This window comes from Pseudomonas sp. LB3P25, assembly GCF_054897985.1.
In genome coordinates, this window is the sequence record NZ_CM142711.1 from 193,695 (window position 1) to 216,995 (window position 23,301).

The 23,301-nt window shown below is 57.2% G+C and carries 20 protein-coding genes and 1 pseudogene; 9 read left to right on the plus strand and 12 right to left on the minus strand.

The window, feature by feature from the left end:
* Positions 1-3: 3 nt before the first annotated feature.
* The 7 genes from rsmG to rpmH form a co-directional block, all read right to left on the minus strand.
* A complete protein-coding gene (gene rsmG / locus ACYZTW_RS00885) occupies positions 4-648 on the minus strand; it encodes a 16S rRNA (guanine(527)-N(7))-methyltransferase RsmG (protein WP_008155708.1) in 645 nt (214 codons plus the stop codon).
* Positions 645-2,543, minus strand: a complete 1,899-nt coding sequence (mnmG, locus tag ACYZTW_RS00890; protein WP_462003372.1) for a tRNA uridine-5-carboxymethylaminomethyl(34) synthesis enzyme MnmG — start codon at positions 2,541-2,543, stop codon at positions 645-647. Before mnmG ends, rsmG begins: the two co-directional genes overlap by 4 nt.
* Before the next feature lie 550 nt (positions 2,544-3,093).
* Positions 3,094-4,464, minus strand: coding sequence for a tRNA uridine-5-carboxymethylaminomethyl(34) synthesis GTPase MnmE (gene mnmE, locus ACYZTW_RS00895; RefSeq protein ID WP_462003373.1), 1,371 nt, complete (start codon positions 4,462-4,464; stop codon positions 3,094-3,096).
* 79 nt (positions 4,465-4,543) lie between these two features.
* Positions 4,544-6,229: a membrane protein insertase YidC gene (yidC, locus tag ACYZTW_RS00900; protein ID WP_462003374.1), complete on the minus strand. Its 1,686-nt coding sequence runs from the start codon at positions 6,227-6,229 to the stop codon at positions 4,544-4,546.
* Between the two features lie 2 nt (positions 6,230-6,231).
* Positions 6,232-6,477 carry a membrane protein insertion efficiency factor YidD gene (yidD, locus tag ACYZTW_RS00905; RefSeq protein ID WP_074872215.1) on the minus strand — a complete coding sequence of 82 codons (246 nt, stop codon included), beginning with the start codon at positions 6,475-6,477 and terminating at the stop codon, positions 6,232-6,234.
* Entirely contained in the window at positions 6,470-6,871 is a 402-nt protein-coding gene (gene rnpA / locus ACYZTW_RS00910) for a ribonuclease P protein component (protein WP_027926203.1), read from the minus strand. The genes yidD and rnpA overlap by 8 nt, the downstream gene beginning before the upstream one ends.
* Positions 6,872-6,887: 16 nt before the next feature.
* Entirely contained in the window at positions 6,888-7,022 is a 135-nt protein-coding gene (gene rpmH / locus ACYZTW_RS00915; RefSeq protein WP_003213577.1) for a 50S ribosomal protein L34, read from the minus strand.
* A 567-nt stretch (positions 7,023-7,589) separates the two neighbouring features.
* On the opposite strand from rpmH, the gene dnaA reads away from it, so the two are divergent.
* The 6 genes and pseudogenes from dnaA to ACYZTW_RS00945 form a co-directional block, all read left to right on the plus strand.
* A complete protein-coding gene (dnaA, locus tag ACYZTW_RS00920; RefSeq protein WP_462003375.1) occupies positions 7,590-9,110 on the plus strand; it encodes a chromosomal replication initiator protein DnaA in 1,521 nt (506 codons plus the stop codon).
* A gap of 40 nt (positions 9,111-9,150) precedes the next feature.
* Positions 9,151-10,254, plus strand: a complete 1,104-nt coding sequence (gene dnaN, locus ACYZTW_RS00925; protein ID WP_017341709.1) for a DNA polymerase III subunit beta — start codon at positions 9,151-9,153, stop codon at positions 10,252-10,254.
* Positions 10,255-10,274: 20 nt separating this feature from the next.
* On the plus strand, positions 10,275-11,378 hold the full coding sequence (gene recF / locus ACYZTW_RS00930) for a DNA replication/repair protein RecF (protein WP_056738504.1): 1,104 nt from the start codon (positions 10,275-10,277) through the stop codon (positions 11,376-11,378).
* A 5-nt stretch (positions 11,379-11,383) separates the two neighbouring features.
* Positions 11,384-13,801 carry a DNA topoisomerase (ATP-hydrolyzing) subunit B gene (gene gyrB, locus ACYZTW_RS00935; protein WP_462003376.1) on the plus strand — a complete coding sequence of 806 codons (2,418 nt, stop codon included), beginning with the start codon at positions 11,384-11,386 and terminating at the stop codon, positions 13,799-13,801.
* 513 nt (positions 13,802-14,314) lie between these two features.
* Positions 14,315-15,607 (plus strand): group II intron reverse transcriptase/maturase, encoded by a 1,293-nt coding sequence (gene ltrA / locus ACYZTW_RS00940; protein ID WP_462001131.1) that lies wholly within the window; start codon positions 14,315-14,317, stop codon positions 15,605-15,607.
* 255 nt (positions 15,608-15,862) lie between these two features.
* Positions 15,863-16,490: pseudogene (locus ACYZTW_RS00945) on the plus strand (sensor histidine kinase); the annotation flags it as partial.
* A 189-nt stretch (positions 16,491-16,679) separates the two neighbouring features.
* Here ACYZTW_RS00945 and ACYZTW_RS00950 read toward each other — a convergent pair.
* From ACYZTW_RS00950 to glyQ, 4 genes are all read right to left on the minus strand, one after another.
* Positions 16,680-17,459, minus strand: coding sequence for a lysophospholipid acyltransferase family protein (locus ACYZTW_RS00950; RefSeq protein WP_462003377.1), 780 nt, complete (start codon positions 17,457-17,459; stop codon positions 16,680-16,682).
* Positions 17,460-17,542: 83 nt separating this feature from the next.
* A complete protein-coding gene (gene gmhB / locus ACYZTW_RS00955) occupies positions 17,543-18,082 on the minus strand; it encodes a D-glycero-beta-D-manno-heptose 1,7-bisphosphate 7-phosphatase (protein ID WP_462005879.1) in 540 nt (179 codons plus the stop codon).
* A gap of 4 nt (positions 18,083-18,086) precedes the next feature.
* Positions 18,087-20,141 carry a glycine--tRNA ligase subunit beta gene (gene glyS, locus ACYZTW_RS00960; protein ID WP_462003378.1) on the minus strand — a complete coding sequence of 685 codons (2,055 nt, stop codon included), beginning with the start codon at positions 20,139-20,141 and terminating at the stop codon, positions 18,087-18,089.
* Positions 20,138-21,091, minus strand: a complete 954-nt coding sequence (glyQ, locus tag ACYZTW_RS00965; RefSeq protein ID WP_462003379.1) for a glycine--tRNA ligase subunit alpha — start codon at positions 21,089-21,091, stop codon at positions 20,138-20,140. The genes glyS and glyQ overlap by 4 nt, the downstream gene beginning before the upstream one ends.
* 81 nt (positions 21,092-21,172) lie before the next feature.
* On the opposite strand from glyQ, the gene tag reads away from it, so the two are divergent.
* The 3 genes from tag to ACYZTW_RS00980 all read left to right on the plus strand — a co-directional run bounded on the left by tag (position 21,173) and on the right by ACYZTW_RS00980 (position 22,971).
* On the plus strand, positions 21,173-21,730 hold the full coding sequence (gene tag, locus ACYZTW_RS00970) for a DNA-3-methyladenine glycosylase I (RefSeq protein ID WP_462003380.1): 558 nt from the start codon (positions 21,173-21,175) through the stop codon (positions 21,728-21,730).
* Between the two features lie 40 nt (positions 21,731-21,770).
* Entirely contained in the window at positions 21,771-22,658 is an 888-nt protein-coding gene (locus ACYZTW_RS00975) for a lysophospholipid acyltransferase (protein WP_462003381.1), read from the plus strand.
* A gap of 73 nt (positions 22,659-22,731) precedes the next feature.
* Complete coding sequence (locus ACYZTW_RS00980; protein ID WP_462003382.1) at positions 22,732-22,971, plus strand: PilZ domain-containing protein; 240 nt, start codon at positions 22,732-22,734, stop codon at positions 22,969-22,971.
* On the opposite strand, the gene ACYZTW_RS00985 is transcribed toward ACYZTW_RS00980, so the two are convergent.
* Positions 22,972-23,286 (minus strand): tetratricopeptide repeat protein, encoded by a 315-nt coding sequence (locus tag ACYZTW_RS00985; protein WP_134421096.1) that lies wholly within the window; start codon positions 23,284-23,286, stop codon positions 22,972-22,974. It lies immediately after the preceding gene.
* Positions 23,287-23,301 lie beyond the last annotated feature (15 nt).

The window sequence follows — 23,301 nt, forward strand, 5'->3', positions numbered from 1 at the left end:
CAATCATGCCGTGCGGCGCAGTATCAGCAGATGGCGTTGGCCTTGGCAACCGGGTACGGCCAGGGCGTGTTCGCTATCGAGGTGGAAGTCTGCCGGCAATGCTACCAGCTCATCGGCGGGATGAACGCCCTTCATTGCCAGCCAACGTGTTTCGGTGTCGCCGAGGTGGCGAGTCCAGTTGCTGAAGTTCTCCATGCTGCTGAACGCCCGGGAGATGATCCCGTTGAATGGCTGAGCAGGTTGAAACGCTTCGACGCGACTGTGGATAACTTGCAGGTTATCCAGTTTGAGTTCGAGTTTGACCTGAGTCAGGAAGCGGGTTTTCTTGCCGTTGCTGTCCAGGCAAGTCACTTGGGACTCTGGAAACAGGATGGCCAACGGAATACCCGGCATACCACCACCGCTGCCGACGTCCAGCCAGCGGCCGTTTTCGACGAACGACATCACGCTCAAACTATCGAGCAAGTGGCGGGAAACCATTTCATCCGGATCGCGTACGGCGGTCAGGTTGTAAGCCTTGTTCCATTTGATCAACAGGGCCAGATAACCCAGCAGCTGAGCATGCTGGGTTTCTGTCAGCGTGACACCGAGCTGGCGAGCACCTGTGGATAACTCTTCTGCGTGTTGCGAGGTGACCAACGAACTCAAGCGCTTTGCTCCAACTGACGGCCCGCGCCGCGTTTTTTCAAATGAATCATCAACAGCGAAATCGCTGCCGGAGTGACGCCCGGGATACGTGACGCCTGGCCCAGGGTCTCTGGACGGGTCGCGCCGAGCTTGCTCTGGATCTCTTTGGAGAGACCGGAAATATTCGTGTAATCGATATCCACAGGCAATTTTGTGTCTTCGCTGGCCCGCAGCCGCGCGATTTCATCCTGCTGGCGATCGATGTAACCGGCGTATTTGGTCTTGATTTCGACCTGCTCGGCGACTTGTGAGTCTTCTGCGCCGCCACCTGTCACCGCGATCAGACCAGCGTAGTCGATTTCCGGACGGCTCAGCAGGTTAAGCAAGTTGTATTCGTGGGTCAGCGGCGTGCCGAATTTCTCGGAAATTGCATCGCCTTGCTCGGTGCCCGGGCGAACCCAGGTACTTTTCAGGCGTTGTTCTTCCAGCGTAATGCTTTCGCGTTTGGTGCAGAACGCAGCCCAACGGGCGTCGTCCACCAGACCCAGTTCGCGACCTTTTTCGGTCAAGCGCAGGTCAGCGTTGTCTTCGCGCAGGATCAGTCGGTATTCGGCGCGGGACGTGAACATCCGATACGGTTCCTGGGTACCCAGAGTAATCAGGTCGTCGACCAACACGCCGATGTACGCCTCGTCGCGACGCGGGCACCAGGCATCTTTGCCCTGAGCACGCAGTGCGGCGTTGGCCCCGGCCAGCAAACCCTGGGCGCCGGCTTCTTCGTAACCGGTGGTGCCATTGATTTGCCCGGCGAAGAACAGACCGCCGATGACTTTGGTTTCGAGGCTGTACTTCAGGTCACGCGGGTCGAAGTAGTCGTATTCGATGGCGTAGCCCGGACGAACGATGTGCGCGTTTTCCATGCCGCGGATCGATTGCACGATCTGCAGTTGCACGTCGAACGGCAGGGATGTGGATATCCCGTTCGGGTACAGCTCGTTGGTCGTCAAGCCTTCCGGTTCGATGAAGACCTGATGGCTTTCCTTGTCGGCAAAGCGATGGATCTTGTCTTCGATCGATGGGCAGTAACGCGGGCCGATGCCTTCGATCAGCCCTGCGTCGGAATACATCGGCGAACGGTCGAGGTTCGCCGCGATGATCTCGTGGGTACGGGCGTTGGTATGGGTAATCCAGCAGCTCACCTGTTTCGGGTGCTGTTCTTTGGAGCCCATGAACGACATCACCGGGATCGGTGTATCGCCGGCTTGCTCGGTCATCACCGAGAAATCCACAGAACGACCGTCGATACGTGGCGGTGTCCCGGTTTTCAGGCGACCGACGCGCAGTGGCAATTCACGCAAACGCTGAGCCAGGGCGATCGACGGCGGATCACCGGCGCGGCCGCCGGAAAAATTCTGCAGGCCGATGTGGATAAGTCCGCCGAGGAAGGTGCCAGTGGTCAACACCACGGAATCCGCGAAGAAACGCAGGCCCATTTGGGTGACAACACCGCGCACTTGTTCCTGCTCGACGATCAGGTCGTCGGCTGCCTGTTGAAATATCCACAGGTTCGGCTGGTTTTCGAGGATTTCGCGGACAGCTGCCTTGTACAGAACCCGATCAGCCTGAGCGCGGGTTGCCCGCACGGCCGGGCCTTTGCGGCTGTTTAATACGCGAAATTGAATACCACCCTTATCGGTGGCCATGGCCATCGCGCCGCCCAGGGCATCGATTTCCTTGACCAAATGGCTTTTGCCGATCCCACCGATAGCGGGGTTGCAACTCATGGCACCGAGGGTTTCCACGTTATGCGTCAGCAACAGGGTTTTTGCACCCATACGTGCTGAGGCCAGTGCTGCCTCGGTACCGGCATGACCGCCGCCGATGACGATCACTTCAAAACGGGAAGGGAAATCCACCACGCACCTCGTGCCTGCTTCAGTTAGGTAATCAGGAATAGTTTGAGCTCAGGTTTTTGGACCTGGGCGGCAAGTATAGGGACTTCGCCCTTCCTAAAGAACCCTTTGCACAAAATTTAACCAGCTGTGGAGAAGTCGCGGTTATAGAAATTAAAAAGAGAGAAATTTATTAAATCTTTGTTTTTATGTTTATTTCTACTGAGCTACCTTTCTGTGGATAGATTTATGCAGCCCTTTATTTTCAATGTGTACAGAGATTCAAAACCCTGTGGTCATGTGGTAAGGAGGCCCTTGGATAACCGGTTTAAGCCTGTGGATGAAAGGGGTGGTTATCCACAGAGGCGGTTATCTTCAGTTTTGAGGCCCTGTTATCAACTGCCCTTAGTGGCAGTTATTCACAGGGCTTAATCCACAGAAAAATACGAAATGAGCAACTCCAGGGCACGGAAAATCCGCTCAAGCAGAAAGAATCAGCTCAGCACTGAAGGAGAATTTAAGAAATGGAAGGAACAGACAGGCACGAATGGCCTGTCTGTGGACAACGGGAGGATTACTTACCGATACAGAAGCTGGAAAAGATCCGTCCCAGTAGGTCATCGGAGCTGAATGCACCGGTGATTTCGCCCAAAGAGTGCTGAGCTTGTCGCAAATCCTCGGCCAACAGTTCACCGGCACCCGCGAGGGTCAGCTGTGCACGGCCGTGCTCAAGGGAAGCACTGGCGTGACGCAACGCCTCTAGATGACGCCTGCGAGCACTGAAGCTGCTTTCCGAGGTCTGTTCGTAGCCCATGCAGGCCTTGAGGTGGTCGCGCAGCAATTCCAGCCCTTCACCTGCAGATTTGGCGCTCAGGCTGATAGTGACGTGGCCATCCTCGCTAATTTCCAGGGCAATGGCTTCGCCAGTGAGGTCAGCCTTGTTTCGGATCAGGGTGACTTTCGCCGGATCGGGACGGGTTTCCAGGAATTCAGGCCATAACGCGAACGGATCAAGTGCCTCAGGAGCGGTAGCATCGACCACCAACAGCACGCGATCAGCCTCGCCGATCGCTTTCAGCGCGCGTTCTACGCCGATTTTTTCCACCTGGTCTTCGGTATCTCGCAGACCTGCGGTGTCGACCACGTGCAGCGGCATACCATCAATGTGGATATGTTCACGAAGAATGTCCCGCGTGGTGCCGGCAATCTCGGTGACGATCGCGGCTTCACGACCGGCCAAGGCATTCAACAGGCTGGATTTACCGGCATTCGGCCGGCCGGCGATCACCACGGTCATCCCGTCACGCAGCAAGGCACCCTGCCCGGCTTCTCGTAGTACGGTGGATAACTCGTCACGCACTTTATCGAGCATGCTCAGTACGTGACCATCGGCGAGGAAGTCGATTTCTTCTTCAGGGAAGTCGATAGCCGCTTCGACATAGATGCGCAGGCCAATCAATTGCTCGGTGAGGTTATGCACACGCTCGGAGAATGCGCCCTGCAAGGAACGCAGCGCATTTCGTGCAGCCTGTGCAGAACTTGCTTCGATCAAGTCAGCGATGGCCTCGGCCTGAGCCAGGTCGAGTTTGTCGTTGAGGAACGCGCGCTCGCTGAATTCACCCGGCCGGGCCAACCGACAGCCCAGTTCCAGGCAACGCTTGAGCAGCATATCCAGAACTATCGGCCCGCCGTGGCCCTGGAGTTCCAGCACATCTTCACCGGTGAACGAGTTCGGACCCGGAAAATACAGGGCAATGCCTTGATCCAGAACCTCATCGTTTTCACTGAGAAATGGGCCGTAGTGGGCGAATCGCGGCTTGAGCTCACGACCGCTGAAGGCTTTGGCCGCAACGCTCGCCAACGGCCCGGAAATACGGACGATGCCTACACCGCCGCGACCTTGAGCGGTAGCGACGGCGGCGATGGTTTCACGAGGAACGCTCATAAACCGTTATCCAGACAAAAGTGACAGATAGCAAAACGCCCCACTAGGGGGCGTTTTGAGTGGTTATCCACAGTGTAAATCAGGCAGCTGCTTTGGTAGCTGCTTCGATCTTACGAGTGATGTACCACTGTTGGGCGATCGACAGGCAGTTGTTCACTACCCAGTACAGCACCAGACCAGCCGGGAACCACAGGAAGAAGAAGGTGAAGATGATTGGCATCAACTTCATCACCTTGGCCTGCATCGGGTCCGGAGGAGTCGGGTTCAGCTGCTGCTGGATGAACATGGTTGCACCCATGATGATCGGCAGAATGAAGAACGGATCCTTGATCGACAGGTCAGTAATCCACAGCATGAACGGCGCTTGGCGCATTTCGACGCTTTCCAGCAGAACCCAGTACAGCGAAAGGAAAACCGGCATCTGCACAAGGATTGGCAAGCAGCCACCCAGTGGATTGATCTTCTCTTTCTTGTACAGCTCCATCATGGATTGCGACATTTTCTGCCGGTCGTCGCCATGTTGCTCTTTCAGCGCCGCCAGTTTCGGTGCCACTGCACGCATGCGCGCCATGGATTTGTAGCTGGCAGCTGACAGTGGGAAGAAGATCCCTTTGATCAGCATGGTCAGGAAGATAATCGACCAGCCCCAGTTACCGACCAGCGCGTGGATGTGTTGCAGCAGCCAGAAGATTGGCTGGGCAATGAACCACAGAATGCCGTAATCGACGGTCAGTTCCAGACCTGGGGACAACTCTTTCAGCACTGCCTGGCTTTTCGGGCCTGCGTACAGAACAGCGCTGGTCTCGGCTTTTGCACCTGGCGCAACAGTCATTGCCGGAGCAGTGTAGCCGATGATGTAGTTGCCTTTGCTGTCTTTACGGGTCTGGACGAGGTTGTTCTCGCCTTTCGCCGGAATCCAAGCGGTCACAAAGTAGTGCTGCAACCATGCAACCCAACCACCGTTAACGGTTTCTTTCAGCTGAGCCTTGTCCATGTCCTTCATGGACACTTTCTTGTACGGCTCGTTACTTGTCCACAGGGCGGCGCCCAGGTAAGTAGCGGTGCCGGTGGCGGTGCTGGAAGAAGGATCGGAGCTGGCGTCACGCTTCAATTGCGCGAACATTGCACCGGACCAGGGCTGAGCGCTCTGGTTATCGATCAGGTAGGAAACGGTTACGTCATACAGGCCACGTTTCAGGGTGAAACGCTTGATGTAGTTGACGCCGTCCTTGCTGAACTTCAGGTCCACGACCAATTGGTCTTGACCGTCAGCCAGTTGGTAAATCTTCTTCTCCGAGGCGTAAACCGGACGTCCGGCAGGACTGGCGTCCGGACCGTTGGTGCCGATCAGACCGCTTTGAGCCAGATAAGTCCGCTCGTTGCCGTTATCGAACAACTGGAATGGAATTTCCGGATGGTCCTGGCGACGTGGATACAGCGGCAGCGTCAACTGGGCAACATCGCCACCTTGTGGATCGATTGCCAGGTTGAGCACATCCGTTTTGATCTGGATGAGGTCTTTGCTTGCAGCTACTGGTGTTTCAGCAGGTGCAGTTGCACTGGTATCGCTTGCGGCGCGTGGAATGTCGTCACTGACAGAAGCATTATTGCCAGTCGCCGTATCCGGTAGGCCCGGTGCGGTAGTACTGGAAGCAACATTCTGAGTCGGCAGGGCAGCCTGGCCGTAGTCTTGGTTCCATTTAAGAACCATAACGTAGGACACGATTGCCAGGGCGACGATCAGGATCGTGCGTTTGATATCCATGATTACTCGGCCATCGAAGAAGAACGGGAGGTAGGGATAGATGGAACCGGGTCATAACCACCGGGATTCCACGGATGACAGCGACCTAAACGACGAAAGGCCAGCCAGCCACCGCGCAGAAGGCCATGATTTTCTATGGCTTCATACGCGTAGCAGGAACAACTGGGGTAGAAACGACAGTGACTGGCCATCAGAGGACTAATGGCATAGCGATAAAACTGGATCGGAACGAGTGCCAGTTTACGCATCGGGACTGTCTACCCCTACAGTTTCGGTTTTGACTGCTGGTACCGGCGTGCTGCGTGCCAGACGCTTCCAGAGTTTGCCGAAATGCTGAATCAATTCGGGGTTTTCTACGTCACCCAAACCTTTGCGCGCGACGATAACGATGTCCCAGCCGACCAGCGAATCCTGGTGCAGACGGAACGATTCGCGCATCAGACGTTTGAGGCGATTGCGCTCGACGGAGAGCTTTACGCTCTTTTTCCCGATAACCAGCCCGAGACGGGGGTGATCAAGATCGTTGTTGCGCGCAAGGAGCAGGAGATTTTTCCCCGGAACCTTGCCGGTAGGGGAGTCAAAGACTGCCTTGAAATGCCGGGGAGTAAGCAGACGCTTTTCCCGACTGAAGTCCTGACTCACCTCCAGTGCCGGATTATCAAACTGCCAGACGCGCACGACCTTTGGCGCGACGACGCGACAGGACGGCACGACCGTTTTTGGTAGCCATGCGAGCACGGAAACCGTGGGTACGAGCGCGTTTGATAGTGCTTGGTTGGAAAGTACGTTTCATTGTCGTGTTACCTGGTTCGTCCACAACGGGCCGGAATGGCCCCCGTTTTAAGAGACCGGGGATTCTAGAGAAAGCAAGCCTCTAGGTCAATTTCCAACCAACGTTTCCTTATAAATAGATCTCCAGACGTTTTTCCTGCCGAGGTCCTTAGCTAGATATAGAAATTAAGAAGGAAAGTATTTAAAGCTTTTCTGTAAAGCTTATAAAAGCTAGGGGCACGATCATCTGTGGATAACTGCCACTAGCCCTTTAAAGTCGTGATGTACAGAGAATGACAACTACAGTGGAAAACAGTGGTAAGCCTGTGCTGCGCTGTCGGATAAGCTGTGTGTGAAAGGGGTACTTATCCACAGGGTGGTTATCCACCGAGTTTCGCCCCCACTTGTACAACGACCTTAGACCCGGTTATCCACAGAGCTTATGCACAGACCGCTGGTCGTCTTTTTTTCGTATAAATCACTGATTCTTCATGGATGGTGAACAACCTTCGTGTGGATAAGTCGGGGCTTGGTCGGCTACAATGGCCGCTTGTTTTTGCCTCACCGGCTTTCAACTTAGGGGATATCCGTGTCAGTGGAACTTTGGCAGCAGTGCGTGGAGCTTTTGCGCGATGAGCTGCCTGCCCAACAATTCAACACTTGGATCCGTCCACTACAGGTCGAAGCCGAAGGCGACGAGTTGCGTGTCTACGCACCGAATCGTTTTGTTCTCGACTGGGTCAACGAAAAGTACCTGGGCCGCGTCCTTGAGCTGCTGGATGAGCATGGCAATGGCATGGCGCCGGCGCTGTCCTTATTAATAGGCAGCAAACGCAGTTCGGCACCGCGTGCCGCCCCGAATGCTCCGTTGGCCGCCGCTGCTTCACAGGCTCAGGCTGCTCAGGCACCTGTCAGCGCCCCGGCGCCAACCCACGTAGCCGCGCCGACCAAGCGTGCGACGCAAAAAGTTGCCGAGGTCAATGAAGAGCCATCGCGCGACAGCTTCGACCCAATGGCCGGTGCCAGTTCGCAACAAGCTCCGATTCGCGCCGAACAGCGTACGGTGCAGGTCGAAGGCGCGCTCAAGCACACCAGCTACCTGAACCGCACCTTCACCTTCGAAAACTTCGTCGAGGGCAAGTCCAACCAACTGGCCCGGGCTGCGGCCTGGCAAGTGGCGGACAACCCCAAGCACGGTTACAACCCGCTCTTCCTTTATGGTGGCGTCGGCTTGGGTAAAACCCACTTGATGCACGCTGTGGGTAACCACCTATTAAAGAAGAATCCGAATGCCAAGGTCGTGTACCTGCATTCCGAGCGGTTCGTGGCCGACATGGTCAAGGCCCTGCAGCTGAACGCCATCAACGAGTTCAAGCGCTTCTACCGCTCGGTGGATGCGTTGTTGATCGATGACATTCAGTTCTTCGCCCGCAAGGAACGTTCCCAGGAAGAGTTTTTCCACACCTTCAACGCCCTGCTTGAAGGTGGCCAGCAGGTCATTCTCACCAGTGACCGCTACCCGAAAGAAATCGAAGGCCTTGAAGAGCGCCTCAAATCCCGCTTCGGCTGGGGCCTGACGGTAGCCGTCGAGCCGCCGGAGCTGGAAACCCGCGTGGCGATCCTGATGAAAAAGGCCGATCAGGCCAAAGTCGATCTGCCCCATGACGCGGCGTTCTTCATTGCCCAGCGTATTCGTTCCAACGTCCGTGAGCTGGAAGGCGCGCTCAAACGCGTGATCGCCCACTCGCACTTCATGGGCCGCGACATCACCATCGAGTTGATTCGCGAATCCCTGAAAGATCTGTTGGCATTGCAAGACAAACTGGTCTCTGTGGATAACATTCAGCGCACTGTCGCCGAGTACTACAAGATCAAGATCTCCGACTTGCTGTCCAAACGTCGTTCGCGCTCGGTAGCTCGTCCGCGTCAGGTCGCCATGGCTTTGTCCAAAGAACTGACCAACCACAGCTTGCCGGAAATCGGCGACGTGTTTGGCGGCCGAGACCACACGACTGTTTTGCACGCCTGCCGCAAGATCAACGAACTTAAGGAATCCGACGCGGACATCCGCGAGGACTACAAGAACCTGCTGCGTACACTGACCACTTGATGAACACCAGCGCAGCTTATTAAAGGCAAGGGACTAGACCATGCATTTCACCATTCAACGCGAAGCCCTGTTGAAACCCCTGCAACTGGTCGCAGGCGTCGTCGAGCGCCGACAGACCTTGCCGGTGCTCTCCAATGTGCTGCTGGTTGTCGAAGGCCAGCAACTGTCGCTGACCGGTACCGACCTGGAAGTCGAGCTGGTCGGTCGTGTACAACTCGAAGAGCCTGCCGATCCAGGTTCCATCACTGTGCCCGCGCGCAAGCTGATGGATATCTGCAAAAGCTTGCCGAACGATGCGCTGATCGACATTAAGGTCGACGAGCAGAAACTCGTGGTGAAGGCCGGCCGTAGCCGCTTCACCCTGTCGACCCTGCCGGCCAATGACTTCCCGACTGTGGAAGAAGGCCCAGGCTCGCTGACGTGCAGCCTTGAACAAAGCAAACTGCGTCGCCTGATTGAACGCACCAGCTTCGCGATGGCCCAGCAAGACGTGCGTTACTACCTCAACGGCATGCTGCTGGAAGTTTCGGCCGGGATCATCCGGGCCGTAGCCACCGACGGTCACCGTCTGGCCATGTGCTCGATGCAGGCTGATATCGGTCAGCCGGATCGCCATCAGGTCATCGTGCCACGTAAAGGTATCCTTGAACTGGCGCGCCTGCTGACCGAACCGGACGGCATCGTCAGCATCGTTCTGGGTCAACATCACATCCGCGCCACCACTGGTGAATTCACCTTTACCTCGAAACTGGTTGACGGCAAGTTCCCTGACTACGAGCGCGTTCTGCCTAAGGGCGGCGACAAACTGGTGCTTGGCGATCGTCAGGCACTGCGCGAGGCTTTCAGCCGTACCGCGATTCTGTCCAACGAGAAGTACCGCGGCATTCGTCTGCAACTGGCCAACGGTCAACTGAAGATTCAGGCGAACAACCCGGAGCAGGAAGAAGCGGAAGAAGAAGTGGGCGTCGAGTACAACGGCGGCAATCTGGAAATCGGTTTCAACGTTAGCTACTTGCTTGATGTGTTGGGCGTGATGACCACTGAGCAAGTTCGTTTGATCCTGTCCGACTCCAACAGCAGTGCGTTGGTGCAAGAGTCTGACAACGACGACTCGGCCTACGTTGTCATGCCGATGCGTCTGTAATCATGCTCAGCAGAAGCTAGATGTCCTTAAGTCGCGTCTCGGTCACCGCGGTGCGCAATCTGCACCCGGTGACCTTCTCCCCCTCCCCCCGAATCAACATTCTTTACGGCGCCAACGGCAGCGGCAAAACCAGTGTTCTGGAAGCCATTCATCTGCTGGGGCTTGCCCGTTCGTTTCGTAGCACCCGCCTGTTGCCGGTCATCCAGTACGAGCAGCTCGCCTGTACGGTGTTTGGTCAGGTGGAGATGGCTGAGGGTGGGCACAGCGCCTTGGGGATCTCCCGAGACCGCCAAGGAGAGTTCCAGATCCGCATCGACGGGCAGAACGCCCGCAGCGCGGCGCAACTGGCGGAAATCCTGCCGCTGCAGTTGATCAACCCTGATAGCTTCCGCTTGCTGGAAGGCGCGCCGAAGATTCGCCGGCAGTTTCTCGACTGGGGCGTGTTCCACGTGGAACCACGATTCATGTCCACCTGGCAGCGCTTGCAGAAGGCCCTGCGCCAGAGAAACTCTTGGCTGCGGCATGGTACACTTGACGCCGTTTCGCAAGCGGTTTGGGACAGGGAACTGTGCCAGGCCAGCGCTGAAATTGATGAATACCGCCGCGCTTACATCAAAGCGTTGAAACCAGTCTTTGAGCAGACCTTGAGCGAACTGGTTGAGCTCGAGGGCTTAACGCTCAGCTATTACCGAGGTTGGGACAAAGACCGTGAGCTGAGTGCAGTGCTCGCCGGGTCCCTTCAGCGGGATCAGCAAATGGGTCATACCCAGGCCGGACCACAGCGCGCTGATTTGCGTCTTAGATTGGGCGCACATAACGCCGCGGACATCTTGTCCCGTGGTCAGCAGAAGCTGGTGGTCTGCGCATTGCGGATTGCCCAAGGGCACTTGGTTAGCCAGGCCCGTCGCGGCCAGTGTATTTATCTGGTGGATGACTTGCCGTCCGAACTGGACGAGCACCACCGCCGCGCGCTTTGCCGCTTGCTGGAAGACTTACGCTGCCAGGTGTTTATCACCTGTGTAGATCACGAATTATTGAGGGAAGGCTGGCAGACGGAAACGCCAGTCGCTCTGTTCCACGTGGAACAGGGCCGTATCACCCAGACCCACGACCATCGGGAGTGAAGGCATTGAGCGAAGAAAATACGTACGACTCAACGAGCATTAAAGTGCTGAAAGGCCTGGATGCCGTACGCAAACGTCCCGGTATGTACATTGGTGACACCGACGATGGTAGCGGTCTGCACCACATGGTCTTCGAGGTAGTCGACAACTCCATCGATGAAGCGCTCGCTGGCCACTGCGACGACATCAGCATCATTATCCACCCGGACGAATCCATCACCGTTCGCGACAACGGTCGTGGCATTCCGGTAGACGTGCACAAAGAAGAAGGCGTCTCGGCAGCCGAGGTCATCATGACCGTGCTGCACGCCGGCGGTAAGTTCGACGACAACTCCTACAAAGTATCCGGCGGCCTGCACGGTGTAGGTGTGTCGGTTGTGAATGCCCTGTCCGAAGAGCTGGTCTTGACCGTTCGCCGCAGCGGTAAGATCTGGGAACAGACCTACATTCACGGTGTTCCAAAAGAACCGATGAAAATCGTCGGTGAAAGCGAATCCACCGGTACCCAGATTCACTTCAAACCGTCCGACCTGACCTTCAAGAACATCCACTTCAGCTGGGACATCCTGGCCAAGCGGATTCGTGAACTGTCCTTCCTCAACTCCGGTGTCGGCATCGTCCTCAAGGATGAGCGCAGCGGCAAGGAAGAGCTGTTCAAGTACGAAGGTGGTCTGCGTGCGTTCGTTGAATACCTGAACACCAACAAGACCCCGGTCAACCAGGTGTTCCACTTCAACATCCAGCGTGAAGACGGCATTGGCGTGGAAATCGCTCTGCAGTGGAACGACAGCTTCAACGAGAACCTGTTGTGCTTCACCAACAACATCCCACAGCGCGATGGCGGTACTCACCTGGTGGGTTTCCGTTCCGCACTGACGCGTAACCTGAACACCTACATCGAAGCCGAAGGCTTGGCGAAGAAGCACAAAGTCGCGACCACCGGTGACGATGCCCGTGAAGGCCTGACTGCGATCATCTCGGTGAAAGTACCGGATCCGAAGTTCAGCTCCCAGACCAAAGACAAGCTGGTTTCTTCCGAAGTGAAGACCGCGGTCGAACAGGAAATGGGCAAGTACTTCTCCGACTTCCTGCTGGAAAACCCGAACGAAGCCAAACTGGTCGTCGGCAAGATGATCGACGCGGCTCGCGCTCGTGAAGCGGCGCGTAAAGCCCGTGAGATGACCCGTCGTAAAGGTGCGCTGGATATTGCCGGCCTGCCGGGCAAACTGGCTGACTGCCAGGAAAAAGACCCTGCCCTTTCCGAACTGTACCTCGTGGAAGGTGACTCTGCTGGCGGCTCCGCCAAGCAGGGACGTAACCGCCGGACCCAGGCTATCCTGCCTCTCAAGGGCAAGATCCTGAACGTCGAGAAGGCGCGTTTCGACAAGATGATCTCTTCGCAAGAAGTCGGCACCTTGATCACTGCGCTGGGCTGCGGCATCGGCCGTGACGAGTACAACATCGCGAAGCTGCGCTACCACAACATCATCATCATGACCGATGCTGACGTCGACGGTTCGCACATCCGTACCCTACTGCTGACCTTCTTCTTCCGTCAGTTGCCGGAGCTGATCGAGCGCGGCTACATCTACATCGCTCAGCCACCGCTGTACAAGGTCAAGAAAGGCAAGCAAGAGCAATACATCAAAGACGACGACGCCATGGAAGAGTACATGACGCAGTCGGCCCTGGAAGACGCGAGCCTGCACTTGAACGAGGAAGCACCGGGTATTTCCGGACCAGCCCTCGAGCGTCTGGTGAATGACTTCCGTCTGGTGATGAAGACCCTCAAGCGTCTGTCGCGCCTGTACCCGCAGGAACTGACCGAGCACTTCATCTACCTGCCGGCAGTGAGCATGGAACAACTATCCGATCACGCTGCGATGCAGGATTGGATGGCTCAATATGAAGTTCGCCTGCGCACCGTCGAGAAGTCCGGCCTGGTTTACAAAGCCAGCCTGCGTGAAGACCGTGAACGTAACGTCTGGTTGCCAGAGGTCGAACTGATCTCCCACGGCCTGTCGAACTACGTCACGTTCAACCGTGACTTCTTCGGCAGCAACGATTACAAGACTGTTGTTTCTCTGGGCGCTCAACTGAGCACCTTGCTGGACGATGGCGCGTATATCCAGCGCGGCGAGCGCAAGAAGCCGGTCACCGAGTTCAAGGAAGCCCTTGAATGGCTGATGGCCGAAAGCACCAAGCGTCACACCATCCAGCGATACAAAGGTCTGGGTGAAATGAACCCGGATCAGCTGTGGGAAACCACCATGGACCCAAGCCAGCGCCGGATGCTCAAAGTGACCATCGAAGACGCCATTGGCGCGGACCAGATCTTCAACACCCTGATGGGTGATGCGGTCGAGCCTCGTCGTGACTTCATCGAAAGCAACGCCTTGGCGGTTTCCAACCTGGACTTCTGATCCCGCGAACCTGCCAAACGAAAAAGGCCAACGCTCAAGCGTTGGCCTTTTTTTATGTGCGCCCAGCATGGGCGCAATCTTGTGGGTGAAAGTCCCGCCGTAAGCTGACCACAGCGAACGAAGTGAAGCGCAACTGCATGAGGGCGACCGAGTGTGGGGAGGAAGCGTGGATCGAAGCCATGAGCCGATGTACAAGAACCGGATAGAAGGCGAAGCCGATCAGGGCGAGCGGGCATAAAACCGCGAAGCTCTTGTGGTCAAGGATCAGGTTGCGTAAATCCGGCGGTTGTGTGGTGAAGGATTGCGTTCTTACCTGGGGAGATCTCGCCTTGTGCCTGAAAGGGCGACGGTGCAAGCCGGAGCGAGAAGTCAGCAGAGGCCGTAGTAGTCTTTTTTTTTTTTTTGACGAAGGGCCGAACGAGAGAAAGCGTTATAGGCCATGTTGATGCGAACGACCGGAAGTCAGATGCCTGCCAAACGCGGGGCGGATGTGAGGACGCGAGCGGTGAAACCGTGAGAAGCCCCATCAGCGACGAGGTCAATCGCCCGCAAGATGAATCCGACAACGCAGGGCAAGGGCTGCTGGATCGGGCCTTTGCGAGAGAAAACCTGAAGCGGGCATGGAAGCGGGTCAAGGCCAACAAGGGAGCAGCGGGCGTCGATGGTCTGGATATTGAACAGACCGCCGAACATCTACTGAGCCAGTGGGCGGCGATTCGCGAACAGCTTCTTTCAGGCGTCTACCGGCCCAGCCCGGTACGACGTGTGGTCATCCCCAAACCTGACGGCGGTCAGCGCGAGTTGGGAATTCCAACGGTCACCGATCGCTTGATCCAACAAGCGTTGCTGCAAGTCTTGCAACCAGAACTCGATCCGACTTTCAGTGAACACAGCTACGGCTTTCGCCCGGGACGTTGCGCGCAGGATGCTGTTTTGGCGGCTCAGCGCCATGTGTCTTCAGGGCGAAGAGTGGTGGTGGATGTTGATCTGGAGAAGTTCTTCGACCGGGTCGATCACGATATTTTGATTGATCGTTTACGCAAGCGGATTGCGGATCGGGCGGTTATCCGGCTGATTCGGGCGTATCTGGATGCGGGAACGCAGATCAATGGCGTAGTCGAGAAAAGCCGCTGCGGGGCGCCGCAAGGCGGCCCGCTGTCGCCGTTGCTGGCGAACGTGCTGCTGGACGAAGTGGATCGGGAACTTGAACGTCGAGGTCATTGCTTCGTGCGCTATGCCGACGATGCGAATGTGTATGTTCGCAGCAAGAAGGCCGGGCAGCGAGTGATGGCCTTGCTCAAGCGTCTGTATGAAAAGCTGCACTTGAGCGTCAACGAGAGCAAGAGTGCGGTGGCGAGTGTATTTGGTCGCAAGTTTCTGGGGTACGCGTTCTGGGCTTCTCCACAAGGCGTCAAAAGGACAGTAGCGGTCAAAGCGCGTCAGCGCTTCAAACAGTGCATCCGCTGGTTTACCCGGCGCTCAGGTGGCCGCAGCTTGCAACAAGTTGTCGACCGATTAAGGCCCTACATGCTTGGCTGGAAGGGATATTTCGGCTTGTCGCAAACTCCCAGAATCTGGCGAGAGTTAGATGAATGGATACGACACCGACTACGAGCAATCCAGCTCAAGCAATGGCGGCGTAGTTCAACGATCTATCGAGAGCTGCGCAGGTTGGGTGCAAGTGAGGCTACTGCTCGCAAAGTGGCGGGAAGCTCTCGCTGCTGGTGGCGCAATAGCGCTCTTGAACTCAACCGAGTGCTCGATATAGCGTGGTTCGACAGAACGGGTTTACCGCGTCTCTCCTGACCTCAATCTCTCGAACCGCCCGGTGCGGACCCGCATGCCGGGTGGTGTGGCAGGGGAACGGCCTATGAAGGCCGTCCCCTATGCCGATGGCTTGTCTCGTCCTGAATAAGGTTTACACCTTCTGACTTCTTATCAGGAAGGTGCAATGGATACGGGCGCAAAACGCAGTCAGCGAGATTACACGCTGACTTTTAAATTGTCGGTTGTCGACCAAGTCGAAAAAGGCGAGTTGAGTTATAAAGAGGCTCAACGGCGCTGCTTGAATTCAGGGACATCAAGGAACGAAGCCTGCGTCTGGAGCGCGCCGCATTGCTGCCAGTGGACAGTGAAACGCCTATTGGCTGGTTATTGAGCCTGACTGACCTGAGTCGTGCTCTGGATCTGACCAATGGCTTCGTGCAACTGGGAAGGCTCCGAGGCCTATCAGTTTCAGCCAAGCCTGTTCGCGATGCTGGTGTTGGATGTCTTCGATCAGGCGCTGACCATCGCGCAATTGAAGCAGATCGAGCTGGTCCATCACGTGGATGATGAGGCGCGGGAAAGTTTGATCATGGCGGATCAGGCGCTATTGACCCGGGCATTGTTCAATCTCTTGGAAAACGCCATCAAGTGCAGTGACTCCGGCACCGGTATTAGCTTGCAGGTCATCTGTAGCGAAGGCTGGTTAACGTGCGAGCTTATCGACCAAGGCAAAGGCATCGCTGCAGAGGAGTTGCCCGAACTGTTCAGCCAATATCGGCGCTTGTCTTCGGCCCAAGGCATAGATGGGGTGGGTTTAGGATTATCGATGGTGAAGGCGGTGGTGGATCGTCACGGCGGGCGGATTGAATGTCAAAGTGTGGTTGGCCAAGGCACTTGCTTCAAGTCTCCATTTCCCGTTGTTCGAAGATTGAAACACCAGAACCGCAGGCATAAAAAACCGGCTATATCAGCCGGTTTTTTTACGTCCGAAAAAAACTTATGCACCTTTTTCGGTATTTTATGTGTTTATAAAATATGTATATAAATCATAAACCTACAAACTAAATCCGACGCTTTTCAACAAAACGGTACACAGGTTATCCACAAAATCTCAGATAGCCATTTGATCAGTAGCAGTCGGGGCTTGCGGGGCGGGTGGCAGCGAACCCATTTCTCGTTGCATCTGCTCGTTCCAGGCCTGGACCCGATCATTCAGCTCGGCAACCGCACGCGGCCCGCTACCCTCGGCATACATGGGCGCGCCGATGATCACGGTAATAACGCCCTGCTTCTTCGCCCAACCGGTTTTCGGCCAGAACTTGCCAGCGTTGTGCGCAATCGGCAGCACTGGAAGCGCGGCGTTGACGGCTAAAGCGCTACCACCCCGAGAGAATTTTCCGATGGTCCCGTACGGAACTCGCGTCCCCTCAGGGAAGATCAGCACCCAGACGCCGTCTTTCAGCAGCTCATCGCCCTTCTTCGCCACATGCTTGAGCGCCGCTTTCGGGTTGTCGCGGTCGATAGCGATCGGTCGGAGCATGGCCATGGCCCAGCCGAAAAACGGAACGTAGAGCAGTTCGCGCTTAAGTACCTGGCTCAATGGCTCGAAGTAGGCGGATAGAAAGAACGTCTCCCACGTGCTCTGGTGGTTCGACTGAATCACGCAGGGCTGGTGGGGCACGTTCTCGGCGCCCTTCACTTCGTAGCTGATACCCAGAAAGACTTTGCTCAGCCATAAGGCGCAGCGGCACCAGTACACATTGATGAAGCGATAGCGCGCCTTGAACGGCAGAAAAGGCGCGATAAAAAAGCTCAGGCTGCACCAGAGCAAGGAGCTGATGCCCAGCAGCAGGTAAAAGAGGAAGGATCTGATGGCCTGCAGTATCGACATGGCGACATTTACCGTTGCGGGCTCTGCCCGTCTATATAAAGCGCACTCCCGATCAATCCCTGGTCAGGAACAATCGAAGCACTCTAATTGTGGATAAGTTCTGCGGCAATCGCCGCCAGATCGTCAAAAATCAAGGTGCCTACCGGTAGGGTCTTGCCCATAGTCTTTTCGCCTTTCCCGGTCTTTACCAAAACTGGCTGAGAATCGACGGCTTTGGCGGCCTCCAGGTCACCAAGGGTATCGCCGACGAACCAAAGATCAGTCAGCGATACGTTGTAATGCGCGGCGATGGTTTTCAACATCCCGGGTTTTGGTTTGCGGCAATCGCAGCCATCGTCCGGCCCGTGCGGGCAATAGACGATCAGCCCGACTTCACCGCCCTGCTCCGCCACCAACGAGCGCAAGCGCTCGTGCATGGCGTCCAGGGTGGCGATGTCGTAATAGCCGCGAGCGATGCCCGACTGGTTGGTAGCCACCGCTACCGTCCAGCCGGCCTTGCTCAACTGCGCGATGGCTTCGATCGAACCCGGGAGCGGAATCCACTCCTCCACCGACTTGATGTATGCGTCGGAGTCGTAATTGATCACCCCGTCCCGATCGAGAATCAGCAGTTTCAACAGCAGCTCCTCAGCCCAGCAGCGAAATGTCGGCGACGCCGAGGAACAGCCCACGCAGACGCGACAGCAACGCATAACGGTTGGCACGGACCTTGGCATCTTCCGCATTGACCATCACGGCTTCGAAGAACGCGTCCACTGGCTCGCGCAAGGCAGCCAGGCGCGCCAGCGATTCGCTGTACTGACGCGCAGCGGCCATCGGCTGCACAGCCTGGTCAGCCTGCTGGATCGCCGAGTACAGGGAGAACTCGTTGGCGTTGTCGAAGTACTTGGCTTCCACGACCGAAGGAACAGAGCCTTCGACCTTGCTCAGCAAGTTCGAAACGCGCTTGTTCACCGCGGCCAGGGCAGCGGCTTCCGGCAATTTGCGGAAGGCTTCTACCGCTTGTACGCGCTGATCGAAGTCCAGCGCCGAACCCGGCTTCAGGGCACGCACCGACAGATAAGTCCCGACATCCACACCTTCGTCTTCGTAACGGGCACGCAGACGGTCGAAGATGAATTCCAGCACCGAATCGTTGAGGCCGGCAGCCTTGACCTTGGTACCGAACGCATTCACGGCGAAAGCCACGGCATCGTTCAGGTCGAGGTCGAGCTTCTTGTCGATCAGGATGCGCAACACGCCGAGTGCAGCACGACGCAGGGCATACGGGTCTTTGCTACCGGTTGGCAGCATGCCGATACCAAAAATGCCCACCAGGGTGTCGAGCTTGTCCGCGATGGCCACGGCCGCACCGGTCAGGGTGGTCGGCAGTTCCGCACCGGCACCGCGCGGCATGTACTGCTCGTTCAGTGCCAGTGCAACATCTTGCGGCTCGCCGTCGTTGAGGGCGTAGTAGTAACCGGCGACACCTTGCATCTCCGGGAACTCACCGACCATTTCGGTCGCCAGGTCGCACTTGGACAGCAGGCCGGCACGGGAAGCCCATGCAGCGTTGCCGCCAATGCGCTGAGCGATGAACGCGGCTAGTTTGGAAACGCGCTCGGCCTTGTCGTAGACGCTGCCGAGTTTTTCCTGGAACACCACGTTCTGCAGACGCAGGTTGAAGTCTTCGAGTTTCTGCTTCTTGTCTTGCTTGAAGAAGAACTCGGCGTCGGTAAGACGTGGGCGAACCACTTTCTCGTTACCGGCGATGATCTGCTGCGGGTCTTTGCTTTCGATGTTGGCCACAGTAATGAACCGTGGCAGCAACTTGCCGTCGGCATCCAGCAGGCAGAAATACTTCTGGTTGTCCTGCATGGTGGTGATCAGGGCTTCTTGCGGCACGTCGAGGAAACGCTCTTCGAACGAGCACACCAGCGGCACTGGCCATTCAACCAGCGCGGTCACTTCGTCGAGCAGGGCTGGCGGCACGATCGCCGTCCCTTCCTGCATCGTCGCCAGCTCTTCGACGCGCTTGCTGATCAGCTCGCGACGCTCGTTGGCATCGGCCAGCACATAAGCGGCGCGCAGGTCGGTCAAGTAGTTGGCCGGCGAAGTGATGCGCACGCTTTCCGGGTGATGGAAGCGGTGACCACGGGAATCGCGGCCGGACTTTTGGGCGAGGATCGTGCAGTCGATGACCTGGTCACCGAGCAGCATCACCAGCCACTGAGTCGGGCGAACGAATTCTTCCTTGCGAGCACCCCAGCGCATGCGCTTCGGGATTGGCAGGTCGTTCAGGGAATCTTCGACGATGGTCGGCAGCAGGCTCGCGGTTGGCTTGCCGGCAATGCTTTGGCTGTAGCGCAGTTTCGGGCCGCTCTGATCGATTTCGCTCAGGTCAACGCCGCACTTCTTGGCGAAGCCCAATGCCGCTTGAGTCGGGTTGCCTTCGGCATCGAACGCGGCCTGACGTGGCGGGCCGTCGAGGTTGATGCTGCGATCCGGCTGATGGGTAGCCAGCGAGGTGATCAGCACAGCCAGACGACGTGGCGCGGCGTAGACGGTTTTGGTCTCGTAGTTCAGGCCAGCGGCTTGCAGGCCCTTGTCGATACCGGCCAGGAACGCGTCGGCCAGGGTGTTCAGGGCTTTGGGTGGCAGTTCTTCGGTGCCCAGTTCAACCAGAAAATCTTGAGCACTCATTGTGCAGCCTCCAGCTTAGCCAACACTTCATCACGCAGGTCCGGGGTCGCCATCGGGAAGCCCAGCTTGGCGCGAGCCAGCAGGTAGGCTTGCGCAACGGAACGCGCCAGGGTGCGGACACGCAGAATGTATTGCTGACGCGCGGTCACCGAGATCGCCCGGCGCGCATCCAGCAGGTTGAAGGTGTGGGAAGCCTTCAACACCATTTCGTAGCTCGGCAACGGCAGCGGCTGGTCGAGTTCGATCAGGCGCTTGGCTTCGCTTTCGTAGAAGTCGAACAGTTCGAACAGCTTCTCGACATTGGCGTGTTCGAAGTTGTAGGTCGACTGCTCCACTTCGTTCTGGTGGAACACGTCGCCGTAGGTCACCTTGCCAAACGGACCGTCAGCCCAGACCAGGTCGTAGACCGAATCCACGCCTTGCAGGTACATGGCCAGGCGCTCGAGACCGTAAGTGATCTCGCCGGTCACCGGGTAACACTCGATGCCGCCCGCTTGCTGGAAGTAAGTGAACTGCGTCACTTCCATGCCATTGAGCCAGACTTCCCAGCCCAGGCCCCAGGCGCCGAGGGTCGGCGATTCCCAGTTGTCTTCAACGAAGCGAATGTCGTGGACCAGCGGGTCCAGGCCGACATGCTTGAGGGAGCCCAGGTACAGTTCCTGGAAGTTGTCCGGGTTCGGCTTCAGCACGACCTGGAACTGGTAGTAGTGCTGCAGACGGTTCGGGTTTTCGCCGTAGCGGCCGTCAGTCGGGCGACGACTGGGCTGCACATAAGCGGCGTTCCAGGTTTCCGGGCCAATGGCACGCAGGAACGTGGCCGTGTTGAAAGTCCCGGCGCCTACTTCCATATCGTAGGGCTGAAGTACCACACAACCTTGCTCGGCCCAGTATTGCTGGAGGGCGAGGATCAAGTCTTGGAAGGTACGCACGGCTGGCGTAGGCTGGCTCACGAAATTCACCTGTTTCTTGGGCTGCGATTTAAAGAGCGGGAGTATACCCGATTCGGTCCTGCGCACGCCCCCTGGAGCCTTATGCCACGCTGCTTTTGGTGTTCCGAAGATCCGCTGTACATGGCTTATCACGATCAGGAGTGGGGCACGCCGCTACGCGATGCGCAGGGTTTGTTCGAGTTGCTTTTGCTCGAAGGGTTCCAGGCCGGCCTTTCCTGGATCACCGTGCTGCGTAAACGTGAGCACTATCGTCAAGTGATGTTCGGCTTCGACGTACAGCGCGTGGCGCAGATGAGCGACGCTGAAATCGATGAATTGATGCTCGATCCGGGCATCATTCGCAATCGCCTCAAACTCAATGCGGCCCGGCGCAATGCCCAGGCCTGGCTGGCGCTGGAGGATCCGGTGGAGTTTCTCTGGTCTTTCGTCGACGGCCAGCCTGTGATCAACCATTTCAAGGATCGCAGCGAAGTGCCGGCCGTGACGCCGACCGCCGTGGAGATGAGCAAAGGCCTGAAAAAGGCCGGCTTCACGTTCGTCGGCCCGACTATTTGCTACGCGCTGATGCAGGCCTCGGGCATGGTCATGGACCACACCCAGGATTGTGATCGCTACGCGACGTTGGCCAACGGCGGTTAGAATAGCCGCCTCGCGCACAGCACAAAATCAGGAGTGACCTGTGGATAAGTTTAAAGGCGCCTTGCTGGTAGGCGCTCTGCGGCTGTTTGCCCTGCTCCCATGGCGGGCAGTGCAGGCCGTGGGCTCGGCCATCGGCTGGGTCATGTGGAAAACCCCCAACCGTTCCCGCGATGTGGTGCGGATCAACCTCGCCAAGTGCTTCCCCGACATGGCCCCGGCTGAACGGGAACGACTGGTAGGCCAGAGCCTTAAAGACATTGGCAAGTCCCTGACCGAAAGTGCCTGCGCCTGGATCTGGCCGGCCCAGCGCTCCATCGACCTGGTGCGTGAAGTCGAAGGTCTCGACGTATTAAAGGACGCCCTCGCCTCCGGCAAAGGGGTCGTCGGTATCACCAGCCACTTGGGCAATTGGGAAGTGTTGAACCACTTTTATTGCAGCCAGTGCAAACCGATCATTTTCTATCGCCCGCCAAAATTGAAGGCGGTTGATGATTTGCTGCGCAAGCAGCGGGTGCAACTGGGTAACCGGGTTGCCGCTTCCACCAAGGAAGGCATTCTCAGCGTCATCAAGGAAGTGCGCAAAGGTGGTGCAGTGGGCATTCCCGCTGACCCGGAACCGGCCGAATCCGCCGGGATCTTCGTACCCTTCTTCGCCACCCAGGCCCTGACCAGCAAGTTCGTACCGAACATGCTCGCGGGCGGCAAAGCGGTCGGTGTGTTCCTGCATGCACTGCGGTTGCCGGACGGTTCGGGTTACAAAGTGATCCTGGAAGCCGCGCCAGAGGCCATGTACAGCACCGATACCGAAACGTCCTGCGCAGCCATGAGCCAGGTGGTCGAGCGCTATGTGCGGGCGTATCCGAGCCAGTACATGTGGAGCATGAAGCGCTTCAAGAAGCGTCCGCCGGGTGAAGAGCGCTGGTACTGAGTTGATTGGCATGATCTGTGGATAACCTTGGGCACCAAGGTTATCCACAACCGTTCAATAAAGGGCGCAGAAGATGTCCGAACACCGCAAATCGTTTCGCATCAAGATCAGTCACCACAGTTTCGGCGAATGCCTGGGTCAGACGCGTAACCTGTCGACGACAGGTGTCTACGTCAAGCATCCGGGCTTGTCAGCGTTGCCCAAGGGCACGGTGGTGTACGGTCAGGTGCAGGACTTACCCACAGGCGCGCCGCGGGTGCGCATGGAAGTGGTGCTGGTGGATGCCGAGGGCATTGGCCTGCGATACCTCTGATCAGTGGGCCTGACGCTCAAGCTTCTTCAGAAACACCGTCATTTCCTTTTCGGCCTGCTTGTCGCCATGGGCGCGAGCGGCTTCCAGGCCCAGTTCCCACGCCTGACGTGCCGCCGCGAAATCCTTCAGCCCCAGATGCGCTTTGCCCAATAGCTTCCAGGCCGCCGAATACTTCGGATCGAATTCGACGCAACGCTGGAAATGCTCGGCGGCCTTGGCGTTTTCCCCAAGATCCAGATAACCCTTGCCCAGCCCGAAGCGCAGCAATGAGTTATCCACACCCTTGGCGAGCATTTTTTCCAGGGATTCGAGCATGGGTGGATTCCTTGT

Excerpts from the sequence above, each read along its gene's own strand:
- ACYZTW_RS00950 (WP_462003377.1), bottom strand. The coding sequence starts at position 17,459 with ATGTCGATACTGCAGGCCATCAGATCCTTCCTCTTTTACCTGCTGCTG.
- glyS (WP_462003378.1), bottom strand. The coding sequence starts at position 20,141 with ATGAGTGCTCAAGATTTTCTGGTTGAACTGGGCACCGAAGAACTGCCA.
- tag (WP_462003380.1), top strand. The coding sequence starts at position 21,173 with ATGCCACGCTGCTTTTGGTGTTCCGAAGATCCGCTGTACATGGCTTAT.
- yidD (WP_074872215.1), bottom strand. The coding sequence starts at position 6,477 with ATGCGTAAACTGGCACTCGTTCCGATCCAGTTTTATCGCTATGCCATT.
- yidC (WP_462003374.1), bottom strand. The coding sequence starts at position 6,229 with ATGGATATCAAACGCACGATCCTGATCGTCGCCCTGGCAATCGTGTCC.
- dnaN (WP_017341709.1), top strand. The coding sequence starts at position 9,151 with ATGCATTTCACCATTCAACGCGAAGCCCTGTTGAAACCCCTGCAACTG.
- ACYZTW_RS00980 (WP_462003382.1), top strand. The coding sequence starts at position 22,732 with ATGTCCGAACACCGCAAATCGTTTCGCATCAAGATCAGTCACCACAGT.
- ACYZTW_RS00985 (WP_134421096.1), bottom strand. The coding sequence starts at position 23,286 with ATGCTCGAATCCCTGGAAAAAATGCTCGCCAAGGGTGTGGATAACTCA.
- rpmH (WP_003213577.1), bottom strand. The coding sequence starts at position 7,022 with ATGAAACGTACTTTCCAACCAAGCACTATCAAACGCGCTCGTACCCAC.
- recF (WP_056738504.1), top strand. The coding sequence starts at position 10,275 with ATGTCCTTAAGTCGCGTCTCGGTCACCGCGGTGCGCAATCTGCACCCG.
- mnmE (WP_462003373.1), bottom strand. The coding sequence starts at position 4,464 with ATGAGCGTTCCTCGTGAAACCATCGCCGCCGTCGCTACCGCTCAAGGT.